The 22335-nt window shown below is 50.1% G+C and carries 19 protein-coding genes and 1 pseudogene; 15 read left to right on the forward strand and 5 right to left on the reverse strand.

Annotated elements, in window-relative coordinates; translation table 11 throughout:
* Window positions 1-39: 39 nt before the first annotated feature.
* A complete protein-coding gene (locus ACJJI1_RS18505) occupies window positions 40-978 on the reverse strand; it encodes a porin (protein WP_282932674.1) in 939 nt (312 codons plus the stop codon).
* Between the two features lie 282 nt (window positions 979-1260).
* On the opposite strand from ACJJI1_RS18505, the gene ACJJI1_RS18510 reads away from it, so the two are divergent.
* The 11 genes from ACJJI1_RS18510 (at window position 1261) to ACJJI1_RS18560 (ending at window position 15337) form a co-directional block, all read left to right on the forward strand.
* On the forward strand, window positions 1261-3828 hold the full coding sequence (locus ACJJI1_RS18510; protein WP_444957566.1) for a DNA internalization-related competence protein ComEC/Rec2: 2568 nt from the start codon (window positions 1261-1263) through the stop codon (window positions 3826-3828).
* 113 nt (window positions 3829-3941) lie between these two features.
* Window positions 3942-4565 carry a MotA/TolQ/ExbB proton channel family protein gene (locus ACJJI1_RS18515; RefSeq protein WP_413665667.1) on the forward strand — a complete coding sequence of 208 codons (624 nt, stop codon included), beginning with the start codon at window positions 3942-3944 and terminating at the stop codon, window positions 4563-4565.
* 15 nt (window positions 4566-4580) lie between these two features.
* Window positions 4581-5000, forward strand: coding sequence for an ExbD/TolR family protein (locus tag ACJJI1_RS18520; protein WP_444897173.1), 420 nt, complete (start codon window positions 4581-4583; stop codon window positions 4998-5000).
* An 83-nt stretch (window positions 5001-5083) separates the two neighbouring features.
* Window positions 5084-6913, forward strand: a complete 1830-nt coding sequence (gene msbA, locus ACJJI1_RS18525) for a lipid A export permease/ATP-binding protein MsbA (protein ID WP_444957567.1) — start codon at window positions 5084-5086, stop codon at window positions 6911-6913.
* Window positions 6914-6922: 9 nt separating this feature from the next.
* A complete protein-coding gene (gene lpxK / locus ACJJI1_RS18530) occupies window positions 6923-7957 on the forward strand; it encodes a tetraacyldisaccharide 4'-kinase (protein ID WP_444912975.1) in 1035 nt (344 codons plus the stop codon).
* The gene (kdsB, locus tag ACJJI1_RS18535) at window positions 7947-8714 is read left to right on the forward strand and encodes a 3-deoxy-manno-octulosonate cytidylyltransferase (RefSeq protein ID WP_444957568.1); all 768 of its coding nucleotides are present in this window, start codon (window positions 7947-7949) and stop codon (window positions 8712-8714) included. The genes lpxK and kdsB overlap by 11 nt, the downstream gene beginning before the upstream one ends.
* Before the next feature lie 11 nt (window positions 8715-8725).
* A complete protein-coding gene (murB, locus tag ACJJI1_RS18540; protein WP_444957569.1) occupies window positions 8726-9742 on the forward strand; it encodes a UDP-N-acetylmuramate dehydrogenase in 1017 nt (338 codons plus the stop codon).
* A gap of 549 nt (window positions 9743-10291) precedes the next feature.
* Window positions 10292-10945 (forward strand): response regulator, encoded by a 654-nt coding sequence (locus ACJJI1_RS18545; RefSeq protein ID WP_413665673.1) that lies wholly within the window; start codon window positions 10292-10294, stop codon window positions 10943-10945.
* A gap of 44 nt (window positions 10946-10989) precedes the next feature.
* Window positions 10990-12804, forward strand: coding sequence for an excinuclease ABC subunit UvrC (uvrC, locus tag ACJJI1_RS18550; RefSeq protein WP_444957570.1), 1815 nt, complete (start codon window positions 10990-10992; stop codon window positions 12802-12804).
* Window positions 12805-12905: 101 nt separating this feature from the next.
* Complete coding sequence (gene pgsA, locus ACJJI1_RS18555) at window positions 12906-13469, forward strand: CDP-diacylglycerol--glycerol-3-phosphate 3-phosphatidyltransferase (protein ID WP_413665675.1); 564 nt, start codon at window positions 12906-12908, stop codon at window positions 13467-13469.
* A 158-nt stretch (window positions 13470-13627) separates the two neighbouring features.
* On the forward strand, window positions 13628-15337 hold the full coding sequence (locus ACJJI1_RS18560) for a sulfatase-like hydrolase/transferase (RefSeq protein ID WP_444957571.1): 1710 nt from the start codon (window positions 13628-13630) through the stop codon (window positions 15335-15337).
* A gap of 30 nt (window positions 15338-15367) precedes the next feature.
* On the opposite strand, the gene ACJJI1_RS18565 is transcribed toward ACJJI1_RS18560, so the two are convergent.
* Window positions 15368-15976, reverse strand: a complete 609-nt coding sequence (locus ACJJI1_RS18565) for an LEA/WHy family protein (RefSeq protein ID WP_413665677.1) — start codon at window positions 15974-15976, stop codon at window positions 15368-15370.
* A 79-nt stretch (window positions 15977-16055) separates the two neighbouring features.
* Here ACJJI1_RS18565 and ACJJI1_RS18570 point away from each other — a divergent pair, with 79 nt between their 5' ends.
* Both ACJJI1_RS18570 and ACJJI1_RS18575 read left to right on the forward strand, forming a co-directional pair.
* Window positions 16056-17222 (forward strand): dipeptidase, encoded by a 1167-nt coding sequence (locus ACJJI1_RS18570; protein WP_444957572.1) that lies wholly within the window; start codon window positions 16056-16058, stop codon window positions 17220-17222.
* Window positions 17223-17607: 385 nt separating this feature from the next.
* Window positions 17608-18303: a YopT-type cysteine protease domain-containing protein gene (locus ACJJI1_RS18575; protein ID WP_444905356.1), complete on the forward strand. Its 696-nt coding sequence runs from the start codon at window positions 17608-17610 to the stop codon at window positions 18301-18303.
* Between the two features lie 160 nt (window positions 18304-18463).
* Here ACJJI1_RS18575 and ACJJI1_RS18580 read toward each other — a convergent pair whose 3' ends face one another.
* Window positions 18464-18670: a RidA family protein gene (locus ACJJI1_RS18580; RefSeq protein ID WP_444959399.1), complete on the reverse strand. Its 207-nt coding sequence runs from the start codon at window positions 18668-18670 to the stop codon at window positions 18464-18466.
* Window positions 18671-19145: 475 nt separating this feature from the next.
* Window positions 19146-19277: a hypothetical protein gene (locus ACJJI1_RS18585; protein ID WP_444893794.1), complete on the reverse strand. Its 132-nt coding sequence runs from the start codon at window positions 19275-19277 to the stop codon at window positions 19146-19148.
* Window positions 19278-19500: 223 nt separating this feature from the next.
* Between ACJJI1_RS18585 and ACJJI1_RS18590 the strand changes: the two are divergent.
* Window positions 19501-20451, forward strand: a pseudogene (locus tag ACJJI1_RS18590) (IS5 family transposase).
* Window positions 20452-20838: 387 nt separating this feature from the next.
* Here ACJJI1_RS18590 and ACJJI1_RS18595 read toward each other — a convergent pair.
* The gene (locus tag ACJJI1_RS18595; protein ID WP_444957573.1) at window positions 20839-20973 is read right to left on the reverse strand and encodes a hypothetical protein; all 135 of its coding nucleotides are present in this window, start codon (window positions 20971-20973) and stop codon (window positions 20839-20841) included.
* A 306-nt stretch (window positions 20974-21279) separates the two neighbouring features.
* Here ACJJI1_RS18595 and ACJJI1_RS18600 point away from each other — a divergent pair, with 306 nt between their 5' ends.
* Window positions 21280-22269: a BamB-related PQQ repeat family beta-propellar protein gene (locus ACJJI1_RS18600; RefSeq protein WP_444957574.1), complete on the forward strand. Its 990-nt coding sequence runs from the start codon at window positions 21280-21282 to the stop codon at window positions 22267-22269.
* The last annotated feature ends 66 nt before the right edge of the window (window positions 22270-22335 follow it).

Consider the following 22335-nt stretch of genomic DNA (forward strand, 5'->3'; position numbering starts at 1 on the left):
TCGCACTTTCCAATTTGGACCGCCACATTTAAGGAATGATTAGAACTTGTATTCAACACCAATACCGGCGTAGCTGCGATCGTAGTCTTCGTCAGCAGTTTCGTCGGTGTAGAAGCCGAAAATTTTGGCTGCGCTGTTGAATTTGTAGTCTGCGCCCAGGCTGAAAGTCTCGCCGCCTTCTTCTTTGATATCAGACTGGCCGTACTGGGCTTTCAGAGTCCACTGGTCCAGCTTGTAAGCAACAGAGCTCATCCAGCCGTCGACAGTTTCGCCGCCGTCAGCATCTTGCTCTTCGAACAGGGCGCCTACTTGTACAGGGCCGATGTTGTACTGAGCTACAAAACGATGAACGTCAACGTCCTGACCTTCAACGTCCTGGTCCATAGCGTAGGCCAGGTAAACACCGTTGTTGTCATAGGCGACAGACATGGAAACGCCGTTGTTGCGTTCTTCGCCGGTAGTTTCGTCAATAACTTCTTCTTTGTTGCTGATGAAAGCCGCAGAAGCTTTGAAGCCACCGAAAGAAGGAGTAGTGTACTGAAGTGCGTCTTCTTCGCGGTTATCGCTGCTGGTGATCAGGCTCTTGATATCGCCTTCGAGGTCGTTGAACAGGTCAACTTTCTTCTGGGCAACTTTCAGGGGAGTATCGAACTTACCAGCGATGACCTGGCCAAAGCCGCCTTCCAGGCCTGCGTAGATGTTGCGCTGGGAGAAAGTATCGTCAGCGTCACCGTCCATATCTACTTCGTATTCCATACGGTAGATACCTTTAACGCCTTCAGTCAGGGCGATTTCGCCTTTCACGCCCAGGCGGGAAGCGTTGCTCTGAACGTCAGTGACGGAATCGTCACCTTCGTCGGCAGCCTGGAAGGTGACGTTGGCTTTGCCGTAAAAGTCGAGTACATCGCCTTCATCTTGGGCGTTGGCCAGAGCAGGTACCATGGCAACGATGGCCAGAGAGAGAGCGGTCTTATTCATAATCGTCTCGCACAGTTTATGGTTTTGGGTTGAAAGGTGCCTTCCGTGTCGTCCTAGTTGGCTGCCTTTCGATTTGGTGCGGATTCTGCGTTTTGAATATGACAAACATGTTAAAAATGGCATTTTTCTTAAAAATATGTGACTGGCCAGTGCTATGAATGGCAGGTTAGCTAGCTATATTAAGGTTTTAGGCGCCTGAAGCGGCGGTTCGCAATCATCGTTGATTTGAGTGAAGGTGTTCAATAGTTGAACAAAAAGATGGTGTAAGGGATGGCGCTGAGGATGGAATTATGGAGTTTTCGGGAGCGAATTCAGCAGCTTTCTCGCCTGCTGGCTAAGGCGAGAGGCATTCTCGGCTACACGGGGCCCAGCACATACCTTTGGATCTACTCGCTTTCTATTATCGTGGTGGGTTGTTCTGCCCGATTACCCGCTGAAAGCACTCTGTGGGCACTGTATCTCTCTGTAGCCTTGTTTGCCTGGGTGGTAATACGCCGCTGGCGCCCCCTTGCTCTGATCTTTCTCTCCTTTATTGGTGCGACCTGGGCACTCCACTCTCATGAAGCATCGCTGGATCGCCGGCTCCCCCTCGGTGCACATGGTGCGGACTTTGTACTTCAGTTGAACCTGGTCTCGCTGCCTGAATTAACTGAGGGGGGAGGGTTTGGCGCTAGTTCAGAATCACAAACGGTGCGTTTTCGCGCTCGAGTTGTGGATATTGTTTCCAGTTCTTTAGGTGAAGAGGGTGGCCAGTTAGCACCGCCAGAGCTATCTATCGGTAGCCTTCTCAACCTAACCTGGTACCGAGTTGACGGTGAGGCTCTAGCTCGTCTGCGGGGTGGCTCTCAATGGATATTGCCTGTGCGATTGAGAAGCCCTAGGGGAAGTGTGAATCCACATACATTCGACTATGAAGGCTGGCTTTTGCGAGAGGGGATTACGGCAACAGGGTATGTTCGCCCCCGCGATTATCCTCCTCAGTGGCTGGGGCAGGGGAATGGCATTATTGGGCTAAGGGATGAATTGCGCTGCCAAATTAGTCAGTTACCGATCCAACGACCGGACCTGATAGCGGCGCTATTACTAGGGGATCGCAGTCAGTTGAGCGAAGGTGATACCGACCTGCTTAAAAGGACAGGTACGGGCCACCTTATTGCCATATCCGGCTTACATGTGGGCATGGTGGCCGGTTGTATTTTGTTGATGGGCACCGTACTGGCAAAAGGGATTGGGCTTTTTACGGGCACCAGCCGTTTTGGTATTGCGATAGGACTCGCCTTGGTGGCGAGCCTTGTTTATACCTTGATCGCCGGCGTTCCTCTATCCGCGCAACGTGCGCTTGTAATGACCTGGGTGCTATTACTGGGTTGGCACTGGCGGCGCAGACTGGGAGCGGGTTTTGCTTTTTCATTGGCACTGGCAATAGTGCTTACCCTGCAGCCACTGGCTTTTTACAGTGCTGGTTTTTGGTTGTCCTTTGTGGCCGTCGGCAGTCTGCTTTTGGGGTTCAGTGGGCGAATTAGCTTAAGTCGAGAGCCGCAATGGAGGCCGAAGGCTGCGGCCCCTGGTGCTGTAACCTCATGGCAGCACCGATTTTCCCAGTTATCGTTATGGCAGCTGTTGCGAAGCCAGTGGCTGATTGCAATTGGCCTGTTTATCCCATCGATAATATATTTTTCTGGCTTTAGCCTTTCAGGTGTATTGGTCAATCTTGTAGCGATTCCCTGGATGGGCCTGTCTATTTTGCCATCACTTATGTTAGGTGCTGTATTTATTGATACTCAGCTGGGTGTTTGGCTGCTGCAGTTTGCAGGTTGGCAATTGGATCTGCTGATGACTGCGCTCGATATTGTCGATCATTCGATACCAGGGTTCCGCGGTTTTGCGATTGCCTCCACTGCATTGGTGATAGTCATCGCCGGGCTTGGCGCGGTGCTACTTTTGCAGCCTAAAGGGTTGCCAGGGCGCAAGTTGGGCTGGTTATTTTTTCTTCCAGTTGCTCAGCCCTGGCTTTCTACATTGGCACCGGCAGATGAGCGTTTGAAATTATCAGTGCTGGATGTTGGTCAGGGGTTGTCAGTAGTTATCAGCACCGGAAAAAGCCGTATTGTTTACGATGCAGGGCCTTCAATCCCCTCGGGCTGGAGCGCGGGAGGTTCGATAGTGGCTCCCTACTTGATGAGTAGCGGAGGTAGTGAACTCGATGTGCTGATCGTCAGCCATGGCGACAGGGATCATGCCGGCGGCGTGGCGGGTTTACTTAGAAACATTGAAGCAAAAAAGCTCTATGCTCCGGGGACTTTAGCTAGCAATTTACCATTATCGCCAGCCACGATTACTGAGCAGTGTCGGGCAGGAACGGAAGAGCAACTGGGAGATATATCATTTCGATGGTTATGGCCTTCCTTAACGGCACAGGGAGAGGAATTACTGGATGGTGAGGAGAACGATCACAGCTGTGTAATTTTGGCTGAGTGGCAGGGGGTGCGTTTACTGCTTACTGGGGATATCAGTCGTAAGGTTGAATATCAACTGTCTAAAATGTATCCACAATTTCCCGCTGTTGACGTACTGATTGCGCCCCATCATGGTTCCCGCTCTTCCTCATCGGTCGCTTTGCTCGAATGGGCCAAGCCTAAACGGGTTGTATTTAGTGCCGGTTTCCGCCACCACTTTGGCCACCCTCACACCGATGTTGTGAAGCGCTACCAAAACTTCGGTGCCAGCATTTTCAGTACTGCGGAGAGCGGAGCGGTAGAATTTTTCTGGCGAGCCGGAGAACAAGAGCCGCAAATTTTACAGGCTCGTTTGGCACCACGGTTTTGGTATGCGAGTCACAACAGGGAATAAGGATGCGTGGGAGGACTTAGCCGCCGGCACCAGCTGTGATAAAGTGCTGCTCTGCGTCGAGGACGCAGTAATAATTTTCCAAAAATTCCCTCTGGTTTTCTGGGGCTAAGAAAGTGTTTGAGATAATAAAATCCGGCGGCCTGCTGATGTGGCCAATCCTGTTTTGCTCTGTAGCGGTTATTGCTATTTGTGTCGAGCGTTTCTGGACTTTGCACTCGCAGCATATTGCACCACGTACTTTATTAGGTGAGGTATGGGGCTGGCTTAAAAATAACCAGGTCAATGCGGAAAAATTGAAGGAGCTGCGCGACTCCAGCCCACTGGGAAAAATTTTTGCTGCGGGCCTGTCCAATTCCCGCCACGGTCGCGAAGTAATGAAAGATAGCATCGAGGAAACTGCCAGCCAGGTTGTGCATGAACTGGAGCGATTCCTGGGTGCTTTGGGCACGATTGCTGCCGTAGCACCGCTGATTGGTTTGCTGGGTACTGTGATCGGTATGATCCAGGTCTTTACCGCGATTATGGTGGAAGGTACCGGTAATGCAGGCGTACTGGCCGGTGGTATTAGCCAGGCATTGATCACCACTGCCGCTGGCCTGACTGTCGCTATCCCTGCGTTAATGGCACACAGATACTTCCAGCGTCGCGTTGACACGATTGTTGTGGCAATGGAGCAGGAAGCTGTCAAGCTTGTGGATGCTCTGCACAGCGATCGTAAAATCGAAGATGCGGCCTGAGCGGGGTAGCAAGCGATGCAATTCCGCCGCCAAGCCACAGAGCAGGAAGGGGTTAACCTGACGCCACTTATCGATGTGGTATTCCTGCTGTTGATTTTCTTTATGGTGTCTACAACCTTCACCAAGGAAAGCCATCTTAAGCTGAACCTGCCTGAAGCAGCAGGTCCTCAGTCTGTTGACCAACCAAAATCTGTAGAGATTTTGATCAGTGCTGATGGTTCTTATTCAGTAGATGGACAAGCTTTGATCAATAAGAAGATCAACACCCTCAAATCTGCGCTGTCGGAAGTTTCCGCAGGCGAGTACAATCGCCCGCTTGTGATAACCGCCGACGCCACCGCTCATCACCAAGCCGTGGTTCGGGCAATGGATGCTGCTGGACAGCTAGGCTTTGTCAACCTAAGCATTACTACACGGCAGCCGGAAGAAAACTAGCGCGGAACCCTGTAGGGAGCTGACTTACCTTCGGTTTCTGTGCCCACTCGCCCCAGTTGGGGCGAGTCCATTCATTGGTCTGTATGAAGAAAGTAAAAGCGCCTCCCAGCAAACCGCAAAATGGGGCGGAAACTTACCGTCGATTGCTCACTTATGCCCGCCCGCACATGGCGATTTTCGGGGTTGCGGTACTGGGCTTCTTCCTGTTTTCGATCATGGGCGTCAGCCTGATTGCTGTGACCGAGCTGTTGCTCGATGCAGTGGGAGCTGGTATCCAGGAGAGTCGCGGGTTTCTCTCAAAGTTTGTAGCATCCTATTACCCCGATGGAGTAATGCCCCAGGAGACTGCTCGTTGGCTTGTACCGCTTGCAATGTTGCTGATTATTGTCCTTAGGGCTATTGGCAATTTTGTCGGCAGTTATGGTTTGGCCTATGTGGGCCGTGCAGTGATCCATGAGTTGCGAACACAGCTATTTGAGAGAATTGGCCAGCTTCCCAGCTCCTATTTTGACCGCTATACCGGCGCTTACCTGATCTCAAAGGTTTCATACAATGTTGAGCAGGTAACCAACTCCATCACCAAGGCGATGAAGGTACTCTTCCGGGAGTCGTTTACGGTAATCGGTCTCTTGACCTACCTGTTACTGGTGAACTGGAAGCTGACTTTAACCTTCTTCCTTTTTGCCCCTTTGATCGCCTTTATTGTGCGCATCGTGGGTAAGCGTTTCCGCAAATTAAGCCATCGTATCCAGAATTCCATGGGTGACGTTACCCATGTCACTCAGGAGGCGATCAATGGCTATCAAGTGGTGCGGATGTATGGGGGGCAGGATTACGAGAAATCCCGTTTCCTCTCTGCCAGCGACAATAACCGTCGGCAGTTTATGAAGCTCGTAGTAGCAAACAATGCCAGTGTTTCTGTGATTCAGATACTGGTTGGTTTGTCTACTGCAACTATTGTCTGGCTGGCGCTGGCACCGGGTATGGTTGAGTCCATGACTGCTGGGGTTTTTGCCGCCTACATTGGTGCGGCTGCATCCCTGGCCAAGCCGGTGCGCAGCCTTTCCGAAATTTTTGCCGATATCCAGAAGGGTATTGCGGCAGCGGAGAGTATCTTCGAGGTAATGGATGCTCCCAGAGAACCTCAGGATGGTGAAGCTCAGCTACCTAAGCCAGTGAATGGCACAGTAGCTTTTGAAGGACTTGAGTTTAGCTATGACCCGGCAGCACCCAAAGTACTCTCCGACATCAGTTTCGAGGTAAATCCTGGAGAAACGGTAGCCCTGGTGGGTGCATCTGGCTCCGGCAAGAGCACGCTGGTAAGTCTGCTGGCTAGATTTTACGAGCCGACAGGTGGACGTATCCTGGTCGATGGGGCTGATATTTCCAAGGTGCCACTTAAAGAGTTGCGCCGTCATATCAGTATGGTTTCCCAAAATATCGTGCTGTTTAACGACACTGTATATCGCAATATTGCCTACGGTGAATTGGAACATGCACCCAAGGAAAATGTTCTGCGTGCTATGGAGCAGGCACATGCAGCTCAATTTATTGAAGAGCTACCTGAGGGGGCGAATACGGTTCTGGGGGATAATGCGCAGATGCTCTCCGGCGGCCAGCGCCAGCGTTTGTCTATTGCCCGCGCCATGCTTAAGGATGCGCCCATACTGATCCTGGATGAGGCCACCTCAGCACTGGACAATGAATCGGAGCGCCATATTCAGGCGGCTCTGGCTGAAGTCATGAAAAACCGCACTACGTTTGTTATCGCCCACCGCCTGAGTACGATCGAGAATGCCGATCGCATCCTGGTGATGGAGAAAGGTCGAATTGTAGAGAGTGGGAATCACGCAGAGCTGCTCGCCCAGGGTGGTCGATACGCATCTCTGTTACAGCAGCAAACAATGGGGTAGGGCACCTGGATGTCACTGGAAGACTGGTTTAACAAGCGCTGGTACCCCGAAAAGGGTGAAGGTCGCTCGCTCTCCCTGCTTACCCCGTTGGAATTACTCTATGGGGGGGTGAGCAAGCGGCGCCGGGTAATGAGTTCTCGCACTCCACCGGAGCCCTTATCAGTTCCTGTCATCGTCATCGGTAACATCACCGTTGGCGGTGCGGGTAAAACGCCATTGGTGGCGGAGCTGGCTCGCTGGCTAAAGGAGCGGGGTCGCAATCCGGGGATTATCAGCCGTGGCTATGGTGGTCGCGCAGAAAAATATCCCTATCAGGTGACTGCCCAATCCCACCCCCTGGAGTCCGGGGATGAGCCGCTGATGCTGCACTTGATCACTGGTGTGCCGGTGATGGTTTCTCCCAATCGCACCGAGGCGGCGCAGGCCCTGATCGACTATCACCAGTGCGATGTTATTTTGTCTGACGATGGGCTGCAGCACTATAGTTTGTGGCGGAGCTACGAAATTTGTGTGGTTGATGGTCATCGCGGTTTGGGCAATGGTCATATGCTGCCCAGAGGGCCTTTGAGGGAACCGGTGACACGCCTGCAAAGCGTCGACATGCTGGTAAGTAATGGAGAGCCAGAAGCCAAGGTCAGGGATCAGTGCGGTGGGCTTTTAGAGTTTGAAATGACGCTCGAGCCTTCCTGCTGGCACCAGTTTAACCTCGACCAAACCTCCACATTGCGCCTGCCGTCAGGGCCTGAAGTCGGGCCTTGCCACGGGGTGGCAGCGATCGGTAACCCCAAGCGGTTTTTCCGTTCACTGCAAGCGCTGGGGTTCGAGGTGACAGAGCAACCTTTTGACGATCATCATCAATTCAGCCCCCAGGAACTGCACTTCGATGGGGAAACCCCCGTGATCATGACCATGAAAGATGCGGTGAAATGTCGCGATTTCTGGGAGAGTCACTGGTGGGCACTCGAGGTGCGGGCCAAGTTGCCAGATCTTTTTTACCAAAAGGTGCACAAGCACCTGCAACAGTTTAGTGAAAATGAAAAATAACTCTTCTTTTGATGTGATTATTCCCGCGCGTTATGGTTCCAGCCGCCTGCCAGGCAAGCCCCTGGCTGATATCGGTGGCAAGCCGATGGTGGAGCATGTTTATTTGCGTGCCCGTGAGAGCGATGCTGAGAGGGTGGTTATCGCCACCGATGATATGCGTGTAGCGGAGGTGGCCCACGACTTCGGCGCGGAGGTGTGTATGACATCTGCCGAGCATGCTTCGGGAACTGACCGACTACAGGAGGTGGCTCAGAACCTGGGCCTTGCAGAGGACCGCATTTTGGTTAATGTGCAGGGCGATGAACCCTTGATACCCGCCGAGGTAATAAATCAAGTGGCTGAAAACCTGGCAGCTACAAAGCGAGCCGGCGTTGCAACCCTGGCGGAACCCATCACCTCAGTGGAGGATTTTCGCAACCCGAATATCGTCAAGGTAGTGACAACAGAGTCCGGGTTGGCCAGGTATTTTTCACGAGCGCCAATCCCATGGCCCAGAGATGCCTTTGCGATGGATAGCAGTGAACTGCCAAGGGGCTTGGAACCTCGTCGCCATATTGGTATCTATGCTTATCGTGTTGCGCTATTGCGCCAGTTTGTCTCCTGGCCTATGGCCCCGCTAGAAAAGTTCGAGGCTCTGGAGCAGCTGCGTTTTCTTTACCACGATCAAGAGATTCACGTAGCGGATGCCTGCGCAGAAGTGCCCGGTGGCGTAGATACTGAGCAGGATCTTCAGCGTATGCGAGAAACCCTGGCCTGATGTAGAACCTAATGATTGAAGCCAATATCGATTTACAGCCCCACAATACTCTCGCAATTTCAGCAAACACCGCTTACTTTGCGCGTGTGGAAACCCTGGATGAATTGCGTGAGGCTTTGAGTTTTGCGCAGCAGAAGCGTTTGCCGATTCTGCCGTTGGGTGGGGGCAGTAATATCGTATTAACGGGAGACTTTCCCGGGCTTGCCATTCAGGTGGGGCTGCGAGGGCTAACAATTGCTCCCAATGGTTGTGGCGGTACGATCGAGGCGGCGGCCGGCGAGGGGTGGCACCAGCTGGTTATGTCTACTGTCGAGCAGGGCATGGGAGGCTTGGAAAACCTCGCGCTGATTCCAGGTAAAGTGGGTGCAGCCCCAATCCAAAATATAGGCGCCTATGGTGTAGAGTTGCGCGACTGTTTTTACAGTTTGCAGGCCATGGAAATTTCTACCGGTGCACTACATAACTTTTCCGTGTCGGACTGTGAGTTTGATTACCGGGACAGTGTGTTTAAAGGGCAGTTGCGCGATCAATTTATTATTACCCAGGTTAATCTTCGCCTTGCGCAAGATTGGCAGCCCAAGGTAGCTTACCCGGCACTGCAGCAATTTATTGACCAGCAAGGATGGGATTGTGGCTCCTTAACACCCGCGCAAATTGCCGCTGCGGTTATCGATATTCGCAACAGTAAATTGCCGCTCCCCGATCAAATTCCCAACGCGGGGAGCTTCTTCAAAAACCCTGTGGTGAATGCGGACATTTACCAAAACCTAAAATCGGAACATCCCGATTTAGTAGCTTATGCCAGCGGTGAAGGTTGGAAGCTGGCGGCGGGCTGGCTAATTGATCGCGCTGGTTGGCGGGGCAGGCGGCAAGAAGCGGTTGGTGTTCACCACCAGCAGGCATTGGTTTTGGTTAATCCCGGCCGGGGCCGAGGTGATGAAGTGACAAGATTGGCTCGCGCTATCGCTTCTGATGTGCAGGCTAAGTTTGGTGTTACCCTGGAGCCTGAGCCGCGCTATTACCCTTAACCCATTTAAGATTGTTTGCATGAGGGTGCGGGCAATCCCTTCTTTTATTCTTCACTGAATTACAGTTAGGAAGTACCCAATAGAAAGTGCAAGTTATTGGGTGAGGTTGGCAGTTTTCAGTCTGAATTTCAGTAGAGAATTGTTCTAGTTGTTGACGATTATTTTGTTATAACGAATTCAACCTCTAACATTTTCTCATATTCCGATTTCTTTCATAAATATTTTCTGCGATAAAATGAATCTTCTATCGCAAATTTTGCGGAAGTGCTCATCTTGATCGCAGAAAAATTAATTGGTACGTTTTTACGCTATAATTAAATGTTATAAAGGCAGCAAGATCCTGTGGTCAAATGTCTGTTCAGCAGCATTTGAAACGGTGCTTCTGCTTTGCAGTAGCGTTTTTGTCTGGTATGTTGCGGTTGGGTTCCGGGGGGACCTACACGGGGTAGTTTCACCGTGAGCTAAAAAGAAGAACGCAGTTTCTAGAGCTCGTGCGTTGAGGATGTATACGCGGCGTAGCCACTGCACTTATCCGTAGTTGGGGATAGCTTGATCAAAGTCTTAGTGGTGGATGATCACGATCTTGTGCGAATGGGTATTTCGCGCATGCTGGGTGATGTTGAGGATATAGAAGTCGCCGGAGAGGCAAATTGTGGCGAGGAGGCCCTGGAATTCGTTCGCCGGTCTAATGTTGATGTCATTCTGATGGATGTAAAAATGCCAGGAATGGGTGGCCTTGAAGCAACTAGAAAACTGCTGCAGCGATGCCCGGAGGCAAAGGTTGTTGCCGTTAGTGCACTCGATGATGATTTATTCCCGGGCCGCTTGATGCAAGCTGGGGCAATGGGTTACGTGACTAAGGGCGCGGACCTTGAAGAAATGGTTCGAGCGATACGGACGGTTATTTCAGGTGGTGTTTTTATCAGTAATTCCATGGCAACCAAAATGGCGATGCGCAGTGTCAGTGGCCAGGATGATCAGCAATCTCCGTTTGAAAAATTATCTAAAAGGGAATTGCAGACTGCAGACATGATCGTCAATGGCGCCAAGGTTGCGGATATTGCAAAGTCTCTCTCGGTAAGCCCCAAAACGGTGAATAGCTACCGCTACAGGATTTTTGAGAAGTTGGATATTAATAGTGATGTAGAGTTGACGATCCTCGCTGTTAAACACCAAATCCTTGACCCAGATGCTGCACTTTAATTGAAAAGTGGCTGATTTCTTAAAATATTGAGGCCGGTTGCCAGATGTTCGACAGCAAGCGTTTCCTCGCGACAGTAACTCGCAAACCCGGCGTCTACCAGATGTTCGACGCCGAAAATAAAATCCTCTACGTAGGGAAAGCCAAGAACCTTCGCAATCGGTTGTCGAGCTACTTTCGGAGCTCCGGACTAACGACAAAAACCATGGCGCTGGTGCAGCGTATTGGAAACATCGAAGTCACCGTTACGCGCAGTGAAACCGAAGCCCTGGTGCTTGAACAAAGCCTGATCAAGTCCCAGCGGCCCCCATACAATGTGATGCTGAAGGATGATAAAGGGTATCCTTATATCTTTCTTTCCAGCAATGACACTTTTCCCCGTATTGCATTCCACCGTGGTGCCAAGCGCAAGAAAGGCCGATACTTCGGACCTTTTCCAAATGCATCGTCGGTTCGCGACAGCCTGAACTTTTTGCAAAAAACTTTTCGAATCCGCTCTTGTGAAGACAGTGTTTTTCGCAACCGTTCAAGGCCCTGCCTTCAATATCAGATAGAGCGCTGCACCGCTCCCTGTGTCGATTTTATTTCTCCCGAAGACTATCGCCAGGATGTTCGCCACGCAGAGATGTTTCTCACGGGTAAAAGTGACAGCATTATCCAGGAGTTGGCCGATCAAATGGATGAGGCATCCCGGTCGCTGGAATTTGAAAAAGCCGCGAGACTGCGGGACCAAATTTCCGCGCTGCGTCGTCTACAAGCGGATCAGGTAGCTGAGGGGGCAAGTGGCGATGTGGATGTGTTGGGGATAGCCAGTGAGGGCGGTAGCTGTTGCGTACACGTTCTGTTTGTCAGGCAGGGGCGAATTCTGGGGAGTCGCAGTTATTTTCCCAGTGAGCGCCTGGGACTCACACCGCCAGAGCTACTTTCCGCATTTGTCCCGCAATTTTACCTGGGCAGTCCCCGAGAGATCCCCCGTGAGATTTTAGTGTCAGAGGCCTTACAGGATCTCGAACCACTTCAACAGGCTCTTAGCGAGCAGTGTGGTCGCGATGTCGGTATCACCCATAAGTTGCGTGGCAAGCGGGCCACTTGGGTTGAGATGGCGCAACAGGCAGCTCAACAGAATTTGACTAGTCGAACTGCAGCCCAGCAAAAACTCTACAACCGTTTCGAGAAACTGCAGGAAGTACTTGAACTTGAGCAGCTCCCGGAGAGGCTTGAGTGCTTTGACATCAGCCATTCTTCCGGTGAGGCCACGGTTGCGTCCTGTGTTGTATTTGATACCGGCGGCCCGGTGAAGTCGGATTATCGCCGATTCAATATTGAGGGTATCCAGGCGGGTGATGATTATGCGGCAATGGGGCAGGCGCTAAAGCGGCGCTATACGCGCCTTTCCGGTGGCGAGGGCAAATTCCCCAATATCCTGTTGATCGACGGAGGGAAGGGCCAGGTTACACAAGCGGTCGAAGCTCTGAATGAGCTGGGCATCGTCGGAGTGCAAATTATTGGTGTTGCCAAAGGAACTACACGAAAAGCGGGCTTTGAAACATTACATGTGGTTTCCAGTAACAAAGAGCTTGTACTCTCCGCCGACTCATCAGCGCTGCACTTAATTCAACAAGTGCGAGACGAAGCGCACCGCTTTGCTATCGCTGGCCACCGGGCAAAACGGGATAAAAAACGCAGGGAGTCTCCATTGGAAGGTATCGCTGGAGTAGGGCCCACTCGCCGCAGGGCGCTGCTGCGACATTTCGGAGGTTTGCAGGAGCTAAAGCGCGCAACAGTAACGGAGATTGCCAGCGTGGATGGTATCAGCCGGAAATTGGCTCAGGATATATACTCGGCACTACACCACGAGTAGAACAGGATTGAGCTGGCGATTAAATGGCCAGTTTTTTCCAAAGCGTTTCATTTTGCGCGATGGCTTGATAACGTACGCCCTCCGCAAGAATAGAGAAAAGTATGACAATCGCCAATCAACTGACACTGTTACGTGTTGCTTTGATCCCATTTTTTGTTTTGGTTTTCTATTTGCCGTACAAGTGGAGTTACATTGCTTCTGCTGCAATTTTTGCAGTTGCCGCAATTACCGATTGGCTTGATGGCTATCTCGCCAGAAAATTAAATCAGAGTACTGCCCTCGGTGCCTTTCTGGACCCGGTTGCCGATAAGCTAATGGTGGCTACGGCATTGGTCTTGCTGGTGGGACTGCATGACAATCCGCTGTTTGCGATTGCTGCGGCGGTGATCATCTGTCGAGAGATCGCGGTCTCTGGGTTGCGGGAGTGGATGGCTGAGCTGGGGCAGCGCAGCAGTGTTGCCGTTTCCTATGTAGGCAAAGTCAAAACCACCGCACAGATGGCAGCAATTCTTGTTCTGCTTGCCTTCGATGTTAGAGAGTTTCCGGTGATGGAAACTATTGGATACCTGCTGCTCTATATCGCTGCCGGCCTCACCTTGTGGACGATGGTGATGTACTTGCGCGCCGCATGGCCGGCCCTTATGGCCGACAGCCGGGATAAGTAGATAGAGGGGAGCTACTTCTCTCACGAAATTGGCGCCTCGATTCTGGCATTTGCTGGAAAACGAGGCGCTCTTTACCCCGCTTAAACTCGCTCTTCCTCTTCCAAGCCCCTGCGCTCCTCTAAATTGTTAGATACTTTTCTGCGATCTATAGGAAGCTCATGTCCGTCAAAAGCCACCTGATTATGATCTGGCTGCTTTGCATCACTCTCAATGTCGAGGGGCAAGTTGTACACGATGCCGAGTTTTATATTCTCAAGATGCAAAACGGCGATCGTTGGGATCAAGAGGATGCGGAACTTGAGCAACGCTTACAGCAGTTGCGGCAGAAATATGGACAGCCACCTAATATCGTATTCCTGCTGTGGGATGACACTGCATTTGGGGCTGTTGGCTTTCCTGCGTTGCAAAAGAACTTTGGCTACTCAACGCCAAACCTAAACCAGATGGCTGCAGAGGGTATCAACTTTACCCGCATGTACTCTGAGCCCTCATGCACACCGACCCGAGCCGCTGCGCTCACCGGACGGCTACCGGTGCGCTATGGCATGGGTGAAGTGGGTATGCCCCATGAGTTTTCCGGTTTGCGCGCTGAAGAAGTCACTATTGCCGAGGTACTTTCGCAAGCGGGTTATACGACAGGCTTTTTCGGCAAGGGGCACCTTGGAGATATCGAGGAGAGTTATTTACACAATCAGGGGTTTGATGAGGCGTTATTCACGCCTATGAACCAGATTACCTCCCTGTTTAACCCCCAGGCAAATGTGGCGAATGCGGTGCTGGGCATGTTCCCCGAAATCTATCCTTCTGATCCCTACCAGTTGGACAGTCCCGGTCTGATTCCCGCTGGTTGGGTAATGAATATTGAAGGGAAAAAGGGACAACCTGGGCGGGAATGGTGCGGAACATCCAACGAGTGCTTCGCTAAGTTTGATCCAGAAGCAGAACAGAGAACGCTGGCCTTTATTCGCCGCAGCGCAGAGCAGAAGAAACCGTTTTTCGTTGCCTACTGGCCCAATCTCCTTAATTTCATGGCAATGTACAACCCCAAGCGCTCGGTGGCCGGGCTGATGGTTGCCGATGCTTTCCCGGCGATGGATAACTTTGTCGGGGTGCTGATGCAAGAATTGAAAAGCTTAGGGCTCGCTGAAAATACCTTGTTCGTTGCAATGGCGGATAACGGCCCTATGGTTCACAGTCCGCCGGCGGGGTGGGGAATGCTGCCCATGTTGTATCGGGGTGGCAAAGGGGATTTTACTGAGGGTGGCGTTCGCGTACCTGCTTTTGCCTGGTGGCCAGGAACTATCGAAGCGGGACAAACGGCAGGAGATATTATTCATATCACTGACCTGTATACGACTTTCGCTCGCTTGGGTGGAGCAACTGATGCTATTCCCACGGATCGCGTCGTTGACGGCCTCGACCAGACCGCTCTGTTCCTAAACGGCGATACTCATGGCCGCCGGGATTATGTATTTATCTATACGGGTAAGGAATTGGGGGCAACAGTAAAGGGGCGATATAAGAGGCATTGGCTGGGGGCGGGGGATGTGGCAGGGTCGGGGATGCCGGAGGCTTATTACGATTTATATATGGATCCACGGGAGGAGTCCCCGCAGTTGGTGCCGTTAATTTACACCCAGGGCCAGTTCAATCATATGGTGGCCCGCCACCGTTTATTCAAACGTAAATATCCAGACGTAGCCAGCGGCAAAGGCATACCCTATACCGGGCTGGCCAATGCGCGTCCTGAGACACAGGCTATTGGTGAGCGCGTGCGCGCAGTCATCAGTGAGATGCCATTCACTGTTGAAGACTATCTCGAGTATCAGATCCCCGGTGCCGACAAGGTCGGCGACTGGGGAGATTAAAACGCTATATCCAAAGTGAGTAGGCTTGGACTAGTGGTAGAGGCCCAGATTCTGATTTAGTCGAACTTCGCCACTTCGCTGCACTGTAATGGAAGGCACAATGGACCTGCTCAGGCCAATTTTTGCCTGAAGTTCATAGGGTACCGATTGCTGCCCTCTATTCGCTAATTCAGCGGCGGCGAATAGAGACCCCATCCAGCTTGCAGTTGCGTCTACCGAGATATCATCCTGGCCATAGGGGGCAATGGGCAACAAGTTGTTTGAGGTTCCTGTCATCACTTTATGGCCGGCAAGACTGAGCTTGTAGTAGATCCCGGAGAGGGGTAGCTCTTGGTTGTTGGGGTTGAAAATGCGCAAATGGATTCTGAAGCGCAGATCGCTGCCGACGGCAGGAGGAAGCGGCTCCAGCCCAATAATCTCAACCTCGGGCTGCTGAAAATTGGGCGATAAAGCGGCGCAACCACCCATGAATAGAGCGAATAATACGAGTAAGTTCAGTTGTAAAAGTTTGATCACTGCTTGTCCTTCATTTTTCTCTCTTCTGATAAGTACGAGGTTGGTGTCCCAGCGCTTATTCCACGACCACCACAGTTTTATTTCTCTTGCTTGCTTATTGAGCAACCGCTCGAATTGCTTCATTCTGCGATCCTGATGGATCGAAGAAGGTTGTTGCCTCTGTGCAAACTTCCCCATGGATTTCTACTAATGGAGACAATAGATGAGCAAGTGGTTCATTCTTCTGACAACAATGGTGGTGATATTGTTCGCCAGCTGGAAATGGCTTTTGCTTCCGGCTATTGAAAAGTCTATGAACAAAGTAGAGCCGGGCAAAATTGCAGCGCTGTCACCTGAGGCTAAAGCGCTACACCAAAGTCTATTGGTAGGTGATCTCCACGCAGATAGTTTCCTGTGGGCCAGGGATTTGAGGAAGCGAGCCGACTATGGTCATCTGGACCTTCCCCGGGCGAGAGAAGGTAATCTGGGTATCCAGGTCTTCACATCAGTTACCAAGTCTCCCCGGGGGCAGAACTATCAGAAGAACTCCAGCAAAGCTGGCGATAACATAACCTTATTGGCCATTGCTCAGGCGTGGCCAGTAAAGGCGTGGGGCAGCCTGTATGAGCGGGCGCTCTATCATGCAGAGCGTGTTAATGCGCTACAGCAATCTGCGCCTGACCAAATACGTATCGTCAAAAGTGCGGCAGATTTACAACAGGTGCTTGTAGCAAGGAAGCAGGGCGGAGAGGTTTTGGCCGCACTCCTTGGCACTGAAGGTGCCCATCCTTTGGAAGGGAAGATCGAAAACATCGGTCACCTATACGATGCTGGTTTCCGGGTGATGGGGTTGCAACACTTTTTCGACAATGAGCTGGGTGGCTCCCTGCATGGAGAAAGCGGGCAGGGTTTGAGCGCATTTGGCCGGGAAGCAGTGCAGGAGATGGAAAGGCGCTCTATTGTGATTGACGTCGCCCACTCCTCCGAGCAGGTCGTCCGCGAAGTTTTGGATATTGCCGAGCGCCCAGTGATTGTTTCCCATACCGGGCTTCAAGGGGCGTGCAACTCACGCCGGAATATCAGTGACGAGCTAATGAAGGAGATAGCGGGCAAAGGAGGCTTGGTTGGAATCGGTTTCTGGCCTGGTGCTGTCTGTGATACAAGCCCCAAGAGCATTGTTAAATCCATTCGTTATGCCATTGATACACTGGGTGTGGATCATGTCGCATTGGGGTCGGACTATGACGGCAGTGTAAAGGTTGCATTTGACGTAAGTGAACTGGGCGTGCTTACCGCAGAAATGCTTCGGCAAGGGTTTACTGAAGAAGAGATCCGTAAAGTAATGGGTGAGAACCTGAGAGATTTCTTCCTTACTCAACTTCCCAGTTAATATCATATAGGAAGGTTGAATTTAGATTCCGCAGCCTTCTCAACAGATATATTAGCGCTGGCATTTGATAGCTCACTGTTCTGATGAGTTTGTTATTACCAGCGCAATACTTGCACTCGTATATGATTAAAAATAAATAACTTTCTGCACATATCCAAACGCAATTTAAACTGGAAGTTTGTATCATATTTTGCTCTTTATGCCCTGAAAAGCCAACTGTAACCAAGTGTAATTAAATTCCAGTTTACTTTTTAAAGTGACTTAAAGCTAAAAAAGCCGCAGGAAAATTGATAGAGATAAAACTGTAGGTAAGAAAAATAGAACATGGGCCGCGATACCGCGGATAGGCAAAAGTCCACTATCTCTAAAGAATAGGGAGACCTCCATGTTCAATCCGAAACTAACAGAAACAGAATTTCTATTGGATCAGGCAAATTACATCCAACCCGGTGTCCACAATGATGTAAGGCGCGGAGTTTGTTACGCATTATCCTACATGTGGGTGAGACTCGGCTTGCAACCCGGCGGCCATATAAATATGCACCTCCAGGCAGGATTGCAACAGCGTTACCACAATACAGGAATTGGAAACGCTCTTAACAGAGCAACTCCAGGTATGTTTTTAAGGGCTGTTGGCGGGTCGACCACCACCTTTGGGCAGCCTATCTATACAATGCAAAGGGCAATTTCCGCGCAGCAGCAGATCCAGGGAAATGTGATGGGTATATCGTCAGGGTTAAGGACGATTTGTCGGACAGATGGGTATACCGAGCACTGTATCGCCCGTGGGCATCAGTTGAATCCATTTGAGCCTTTTTCCACATTTTTGCGATGGATACGGCAGGGGATGGCCCGCCTTAATCAAGGCTTTGCATTGATAGGATTCCTGGGCCCCAACAGCGGCCATGCAATTGCAATTCAAGTACAGAATGGTAATACCTGGAGGCTTTTTGACCCCAATTTTGGCTCCTTTGTATTTAACGGATACAACCGCTTTAAGGCCGAATTACATCAGCTGGCTTTGATATACCTGGCGATGGGCACTGCTGGTGGAAGCTGGATGATTTCAACTTTTAGATAAGTTAGTAGGCTTGTTTTATTGTCTAGGTATCACAGGGTCGCTTAGGCGACCCTGTGCGTTGAGTTTAAGTGCAAGCGTATATTAGAGAATTTAGACCGCAGTAAAAGTCCTGATGAGTCAATTAGGGGGATTAGTCTGGCACTCCCAGTTTTAATATTGATTACTTGGCAGCGATGCACTCAATTTCAATTTGGGCGTCCAGCGCTAGGGACTCCACTGCAAAGGTAGTCCTTGTAGGGTAGGGGGAGGCAAAAGCTTTCTGGTAGATGTTGTTGAATTCAGGGAAATTCTTGATATCTGTTAAAATGACCGTGCATTTAACGACATCTTTCATTTCGTAGTCGTAGCGCTCTAGAGTTTGCTTTATGTTGTCTAGAGTCTGTTTGGTCTCCGCAGCGAATCCCCCTTAGGCTAACCGCTTAGTCTCCGGTGAAAGCCCTATTTGCTCGGAAAAAAATAGCTGGTTGCCAATCTTCACAGCCTCTGAAAATGGTAGCTTTGAGACTGATCATGTTGGGTTCAGAAATTCAATCTGCTCAGCGTCCTTTGCATGGCTGAAACTGGAAAGCGTAATAGTGAAAAGTGCAGAAATTAATGCATTTATTGGTGGTGTCTTTATCTTCATAGGAATATTTTCTTATAAATTTGCTGCCAAACAATCTGGGCGAGGTCTGGGGGGCTAAATAATTCCGTGATGCCTCTGGCTCACTATTAAGGCGCGGCTTGGCAAGAAGTGTCCAGATCTTTCAAAAAGTCACAACGCAGGGTGTGAATCGCTCTGAAAGCCCCATGGATGAGCCTTGAAGGCTCGCAGAGATATTACGGATTTATTTAGAGGCTCCCTAAAGCTCTCTCGCTGCGCTGATAACTTCATTCCACTCCATATCTGAGTGCCATTCTTTATACTGCTGAATCATTGGGTAATAGTGGTCAGGGATATCTGAATCGGGAGCGCCGCTATAGAGGTACGCCATTCCCTCTCTAAACCATTCAGGCTTAAGCATTGTATTCAGTGGGCCGATCTCTTTAAATTGAAACCAGTGAACTACTTTATGCTGAGTAATATAGACTTGTCAGGGTTTTGGTGCAATTACAGTGCCTAAGCAAGGGAAAGATATGGCCCTTTCTAGGGAACCTCTGAATAATTCTGAGTCAATATTGGTAATATTCACCTACCCATCAAGACTACGATGAATCATGCACCAAGTCACCTTTGCCGAAGCAGAATATAAGCTAAAGCGCCGTATAACTCGCCGAGAGAAGTTTCTTTCTCAAATGGAAACCCTCATCCCATGGCAGCGACTAGAAGCTCAGATCACTCCTTGTTACCCACAAGGCAAACGTGGCCGACAGCCATATCCATTGAATGTCATGCTTCGTATTCATTGCATGCAGCTATTTTACAATCTCAGTGATCCCGCTATGGAGGATGCACTGTATGAAATTGAATCCATGCGTAGTTTTACTGGATTGACTTTGAGCGGCCCAATTCCCGATGAAACAACGATTCTTAACTTTCGCCACTTACTGGAGCTCAATCAGCTAGGTACAGCTCTTTTTGATGAAATCAACAAGCATCTTGCTGAGAATGGCATGGTGCTGCGAGAAGGCACGATTGTAGATGCCACTATTATCTCTGCGCCAACTTCAACTAAGAATAAAAAGAAAGAACGTGATCCAGAAATGCATCAAACAAAGAAAGGCAATCAGTGGCATTTTGGGATGAAAATACATATCGGGGTTGATGATGTGCTCGGAGTAATACATAGCATAGATACAACAGCAGCGAATTCGCATGATGTCACAACCACATAGCGAGTCCTCCACAGGGAGGAGAAAAGAATCTGGGGAGGCTCTGGGTACATTGGTGCGGAGAAGCGTGAAGAGTTGGAAGAGCGGGAGGCGGATTGGTACATATTAATGAAGCCGAGCAAGCTAAAAACTCTTCCAGGGCGTGATGTATTCCGTAAAGCGGAAAAGATCAAGGCGCAGATAAGAGCGAAGGTCGAGCACCCCTTCCGCTACATCAAACAGGTATTTGGTTATGACAAGGTCCGCTATCGGGGACTGGTAAAAAATACTGAGAGGCTATGCTTACTGGCAGGCTTTACTAACTTATTAATAGGGAGAAAATACTTGGCTGCCTAGGGGTGGTTCGCCTGAAATTCGCCTATTAAGGGTTTCGGGTGAAAAATTAGGGGGCTATTAATCGTTTGTGCGTAATAAAGTGAATTTTTCAAAGAGTTCGGCTTCATTCTAGAAAAATGCTTCGTTGATCAGAGGTTCCTTAGCTTATATTCTGCTTCGGAAAAAGTGACTTGGTGCATGATTTTTTATAGTCTTTATGGGTAGATGAACATTACCAAATTGGCCCAGAGTTATTCAGATGCCCCTTGAGTGATGATGCTTGTCATGCGGCAGGCATTGACCTTAGAAAATAAATAATCGATGTAGTAGTTCAGACTTGACTGACAGTTACGAGTTTTCAATATATGCTCAGTCAAGTCGAGGCTGTAATTTATATTGTGTAACTGCTCATGCTCCATACGCTATATCGGAGCACTCATGAGCAATAAAGACCTCGAGCAACAACTCAATGTCCACATCACAACGCTGGCGAAGGGCGTTAAATCTTAAACCGACATCAACAGTTACTCCACCCTCCTGCATAATTTTTTTCCAGATTGCGAGGTGTTTAGAAATTTTAAAAGGTCTAAGCCCGGCAAAAACCTATATGGAGCATTTTGAAATTTCTAATCATTAGGTTAAGATGGGTAAGGGGCAACTTTGGCAGTGTCGATAAAAAATTATAGATAACTGAACATCTGCCAGCGGGCCCTCCCTTTATTATTTATGGACAAAACACTTCGCATGGACCCATTACTGATTGCTTTTTGGTCAGAGTGCAAGAAGTTCTCTTCACAATGCCCTTCGTTACGGATATTACCAGTCTGGTTTCTCGCTCTAGCTGTGTGTTTGGGATTATCTTCTGAAGAGCTTGATGCCGCAGAAATGACGCTCGTATCGGATTCGCCACTGTCTGCACTGGAGGGCGGGACAGAGCTTGAGATCCGCGCTTTCTCAGCACTCCCCGAAAAATTGTTCCAGCCGGGAGATAGTGCCGGGCTTAGCTGGTTAGTACTTGGAGCGACGACCGTAACCCTTATCAACAACGGTAATGGAACTCGGATTGAAGGGCTGCAGGCCCAGGGGGTTGTACGAGTAGCCCCCACCACTACTACCACCTACACCTTGTTCGCCAAGGGCCCCTCCGGAAGCAAAACTGCACAAATACAAGTTAATCTAGCATCGGGACAACCAAGCAATCTCTGGAAAAGCGGCCCACCAGTAAAGAGCCTGATCAGCCAACTATCCCTTCAGCAGGTCCAGCTACAACCCGAATCTATCGGAGCTTCACTCACCGCATTGGAAGATAACAGCGTTTATCAGGGCAACTTTGATGGAAACTACTATCACTTTTCTGCCGATGGTGAATTGACCTGGACACTGGACGATATTGGTGTGGTGATGAGCCAGGCTGCGGTTTCAAATGGCATCGCCTATGTAGGTGCCAATAAGGCTGAAGGCGGGCGAGTTTTTGCCGTAAAAGCGGATAAATCCATTCTTTGGCAGATACACACAGAGAGTGGTGTGATTGCCAGCCCCATACTGAGTGCCGATCACAGCATGATCTATGCCGTGAGCTATAGCGGCACCATTTACGCCTTGAATATCGTAGATGGCAGTGAGCAATGGCGTTATCAACTGCCTAATGGGGAAACAGTGAATACCACACCCACGCTGAGTGAAGATGGTACCGTACTCTATATTCATAGTACTAACCACCACGTTTTCGCTCTCAGGGCTGAGCCTGAACCAAAACCAGTCCCGACTCAAGATCCACCAGAGCCAGAATTAGAATTGCCAACCTTACTTTGGCAGCGTGATCTGCAATCAGAGAGTTAATTTCTGGGAAATCAAAGCTGGCTATATTGTTAAAATTAATTTGTTAACTGAAAAGTTAGCGGAATA

It is taken from the genome of Microbulbifer maximicatervae (SeqCode) (genome assembly GCF_052467065.1).

Excerpts from the sequence above, each read along its gene's own strand:
- ACJJI1_RS18595 (WP_444957573.1), bottom strand. The coding sequence starts at position 20,973 with ATGCAGGAGGGTGGAGTAACTGTTGATGTCGGTTTAAGATTTAACGCC.
- ACJJI1_RS18585 (WP_444893794.1), bottom strand. The coding sequence starts at position 19,277 with ATGGCGTACCTCTATAGCGGCGCTCCCGATTCAGATATCCCTGACCAC.
- ACJJI1_RS18560 (WP_444957571.1), top strand. The coding sequence starts at position 13,628 with ATGTCCGTCAAAAGCCACCTGATTATGATCTGGCTGCTTTGCATCACT.
- msbA (WP_444957567.1), top strand. The coding sequence starts at position 5,084 with ATGAAGAAAGTAAAAGCGCCTCCCAGCAAACCGCAAAATGGGGCGGAA.
- murB (WP_444957569.1), top strand. The coding sequence starts at position 8,726 with ATGATTGAAGCCAATATCGATTTACAGCCCCACAATACTCTCGCAATT.
- ACJJI1_RS18520 (WP_444897173.1), top strand. The coding sequence starts at position 4,581 with ATGCAATTCCGCCGCCAAGCCACAGAGCAGGAAGGGGTTAACCTGACG.
- uvrC (WP_444957570.1), top strand. The coding sequence starts at position 10,990 with ATGTTCGACAGCAAGCGTTTCCTCGCGACAGTAACTCGCAAACCCGGC.
- ACJJI1_RS18510 (WP_444957566.1), top strand. The coding sequence starts at position 1,261 with ATGGAATTATGGAGTTTTCGGGAGCGAATTCAGCAGCTTTCTCGCCTG.
- ACJJI1_RS18505 (WP_282932674.1), bottom strand. The coding sequence starts at position 978 with ATGAATAAGACCGCTCTCTCTCTGGCCATCGTTGCCATGGTACCTGCT.
- ACJJI1_RS18570 (WP_444957572.1), top strand. The coding sequence starts at position 16,056 with ATGAGCAAGTGGTTCATTCTTCTGACAACAATGGTGGTGATATTGTTC.
- pgsA (WP_413665675.1), top strand. The coding sequence starts at position 12,906 with ATGACAATCGCCAATCAACTGACACTGTTACGTGTTGCTTTGATCCCA.
- kdsB (WP_444957568.1), top strand. The coding sequence starts at position 7,947 with ATGAAAAATAACTCTTCTTTTGATGTGATTATTCCCGCGCGTTATGGT.
- ACJJI1_RS18565 (WP_413665677.1), bottom strand. The coding sequence starts at position 15,976 with ATGAAGCAATTCGAGCGGTTGCTCAATAAGCAAGCAAGAGAAATAAAA.
- ACJJI1_RS18575 (WP_444905356.1), top strand. The coding sequence starts at position 17,608 with ATGTTCAATCCGAAACTAACAGAAACAGAATTTCTATTGGATCAGGCA.
- lpxK (WP_444912975.1), top strand. The coding sequence starts at position 6,923 with ATGTCACTGGAAGACTGGTTTAACAAGCGCTGGTACCCCGAAAAGGGT.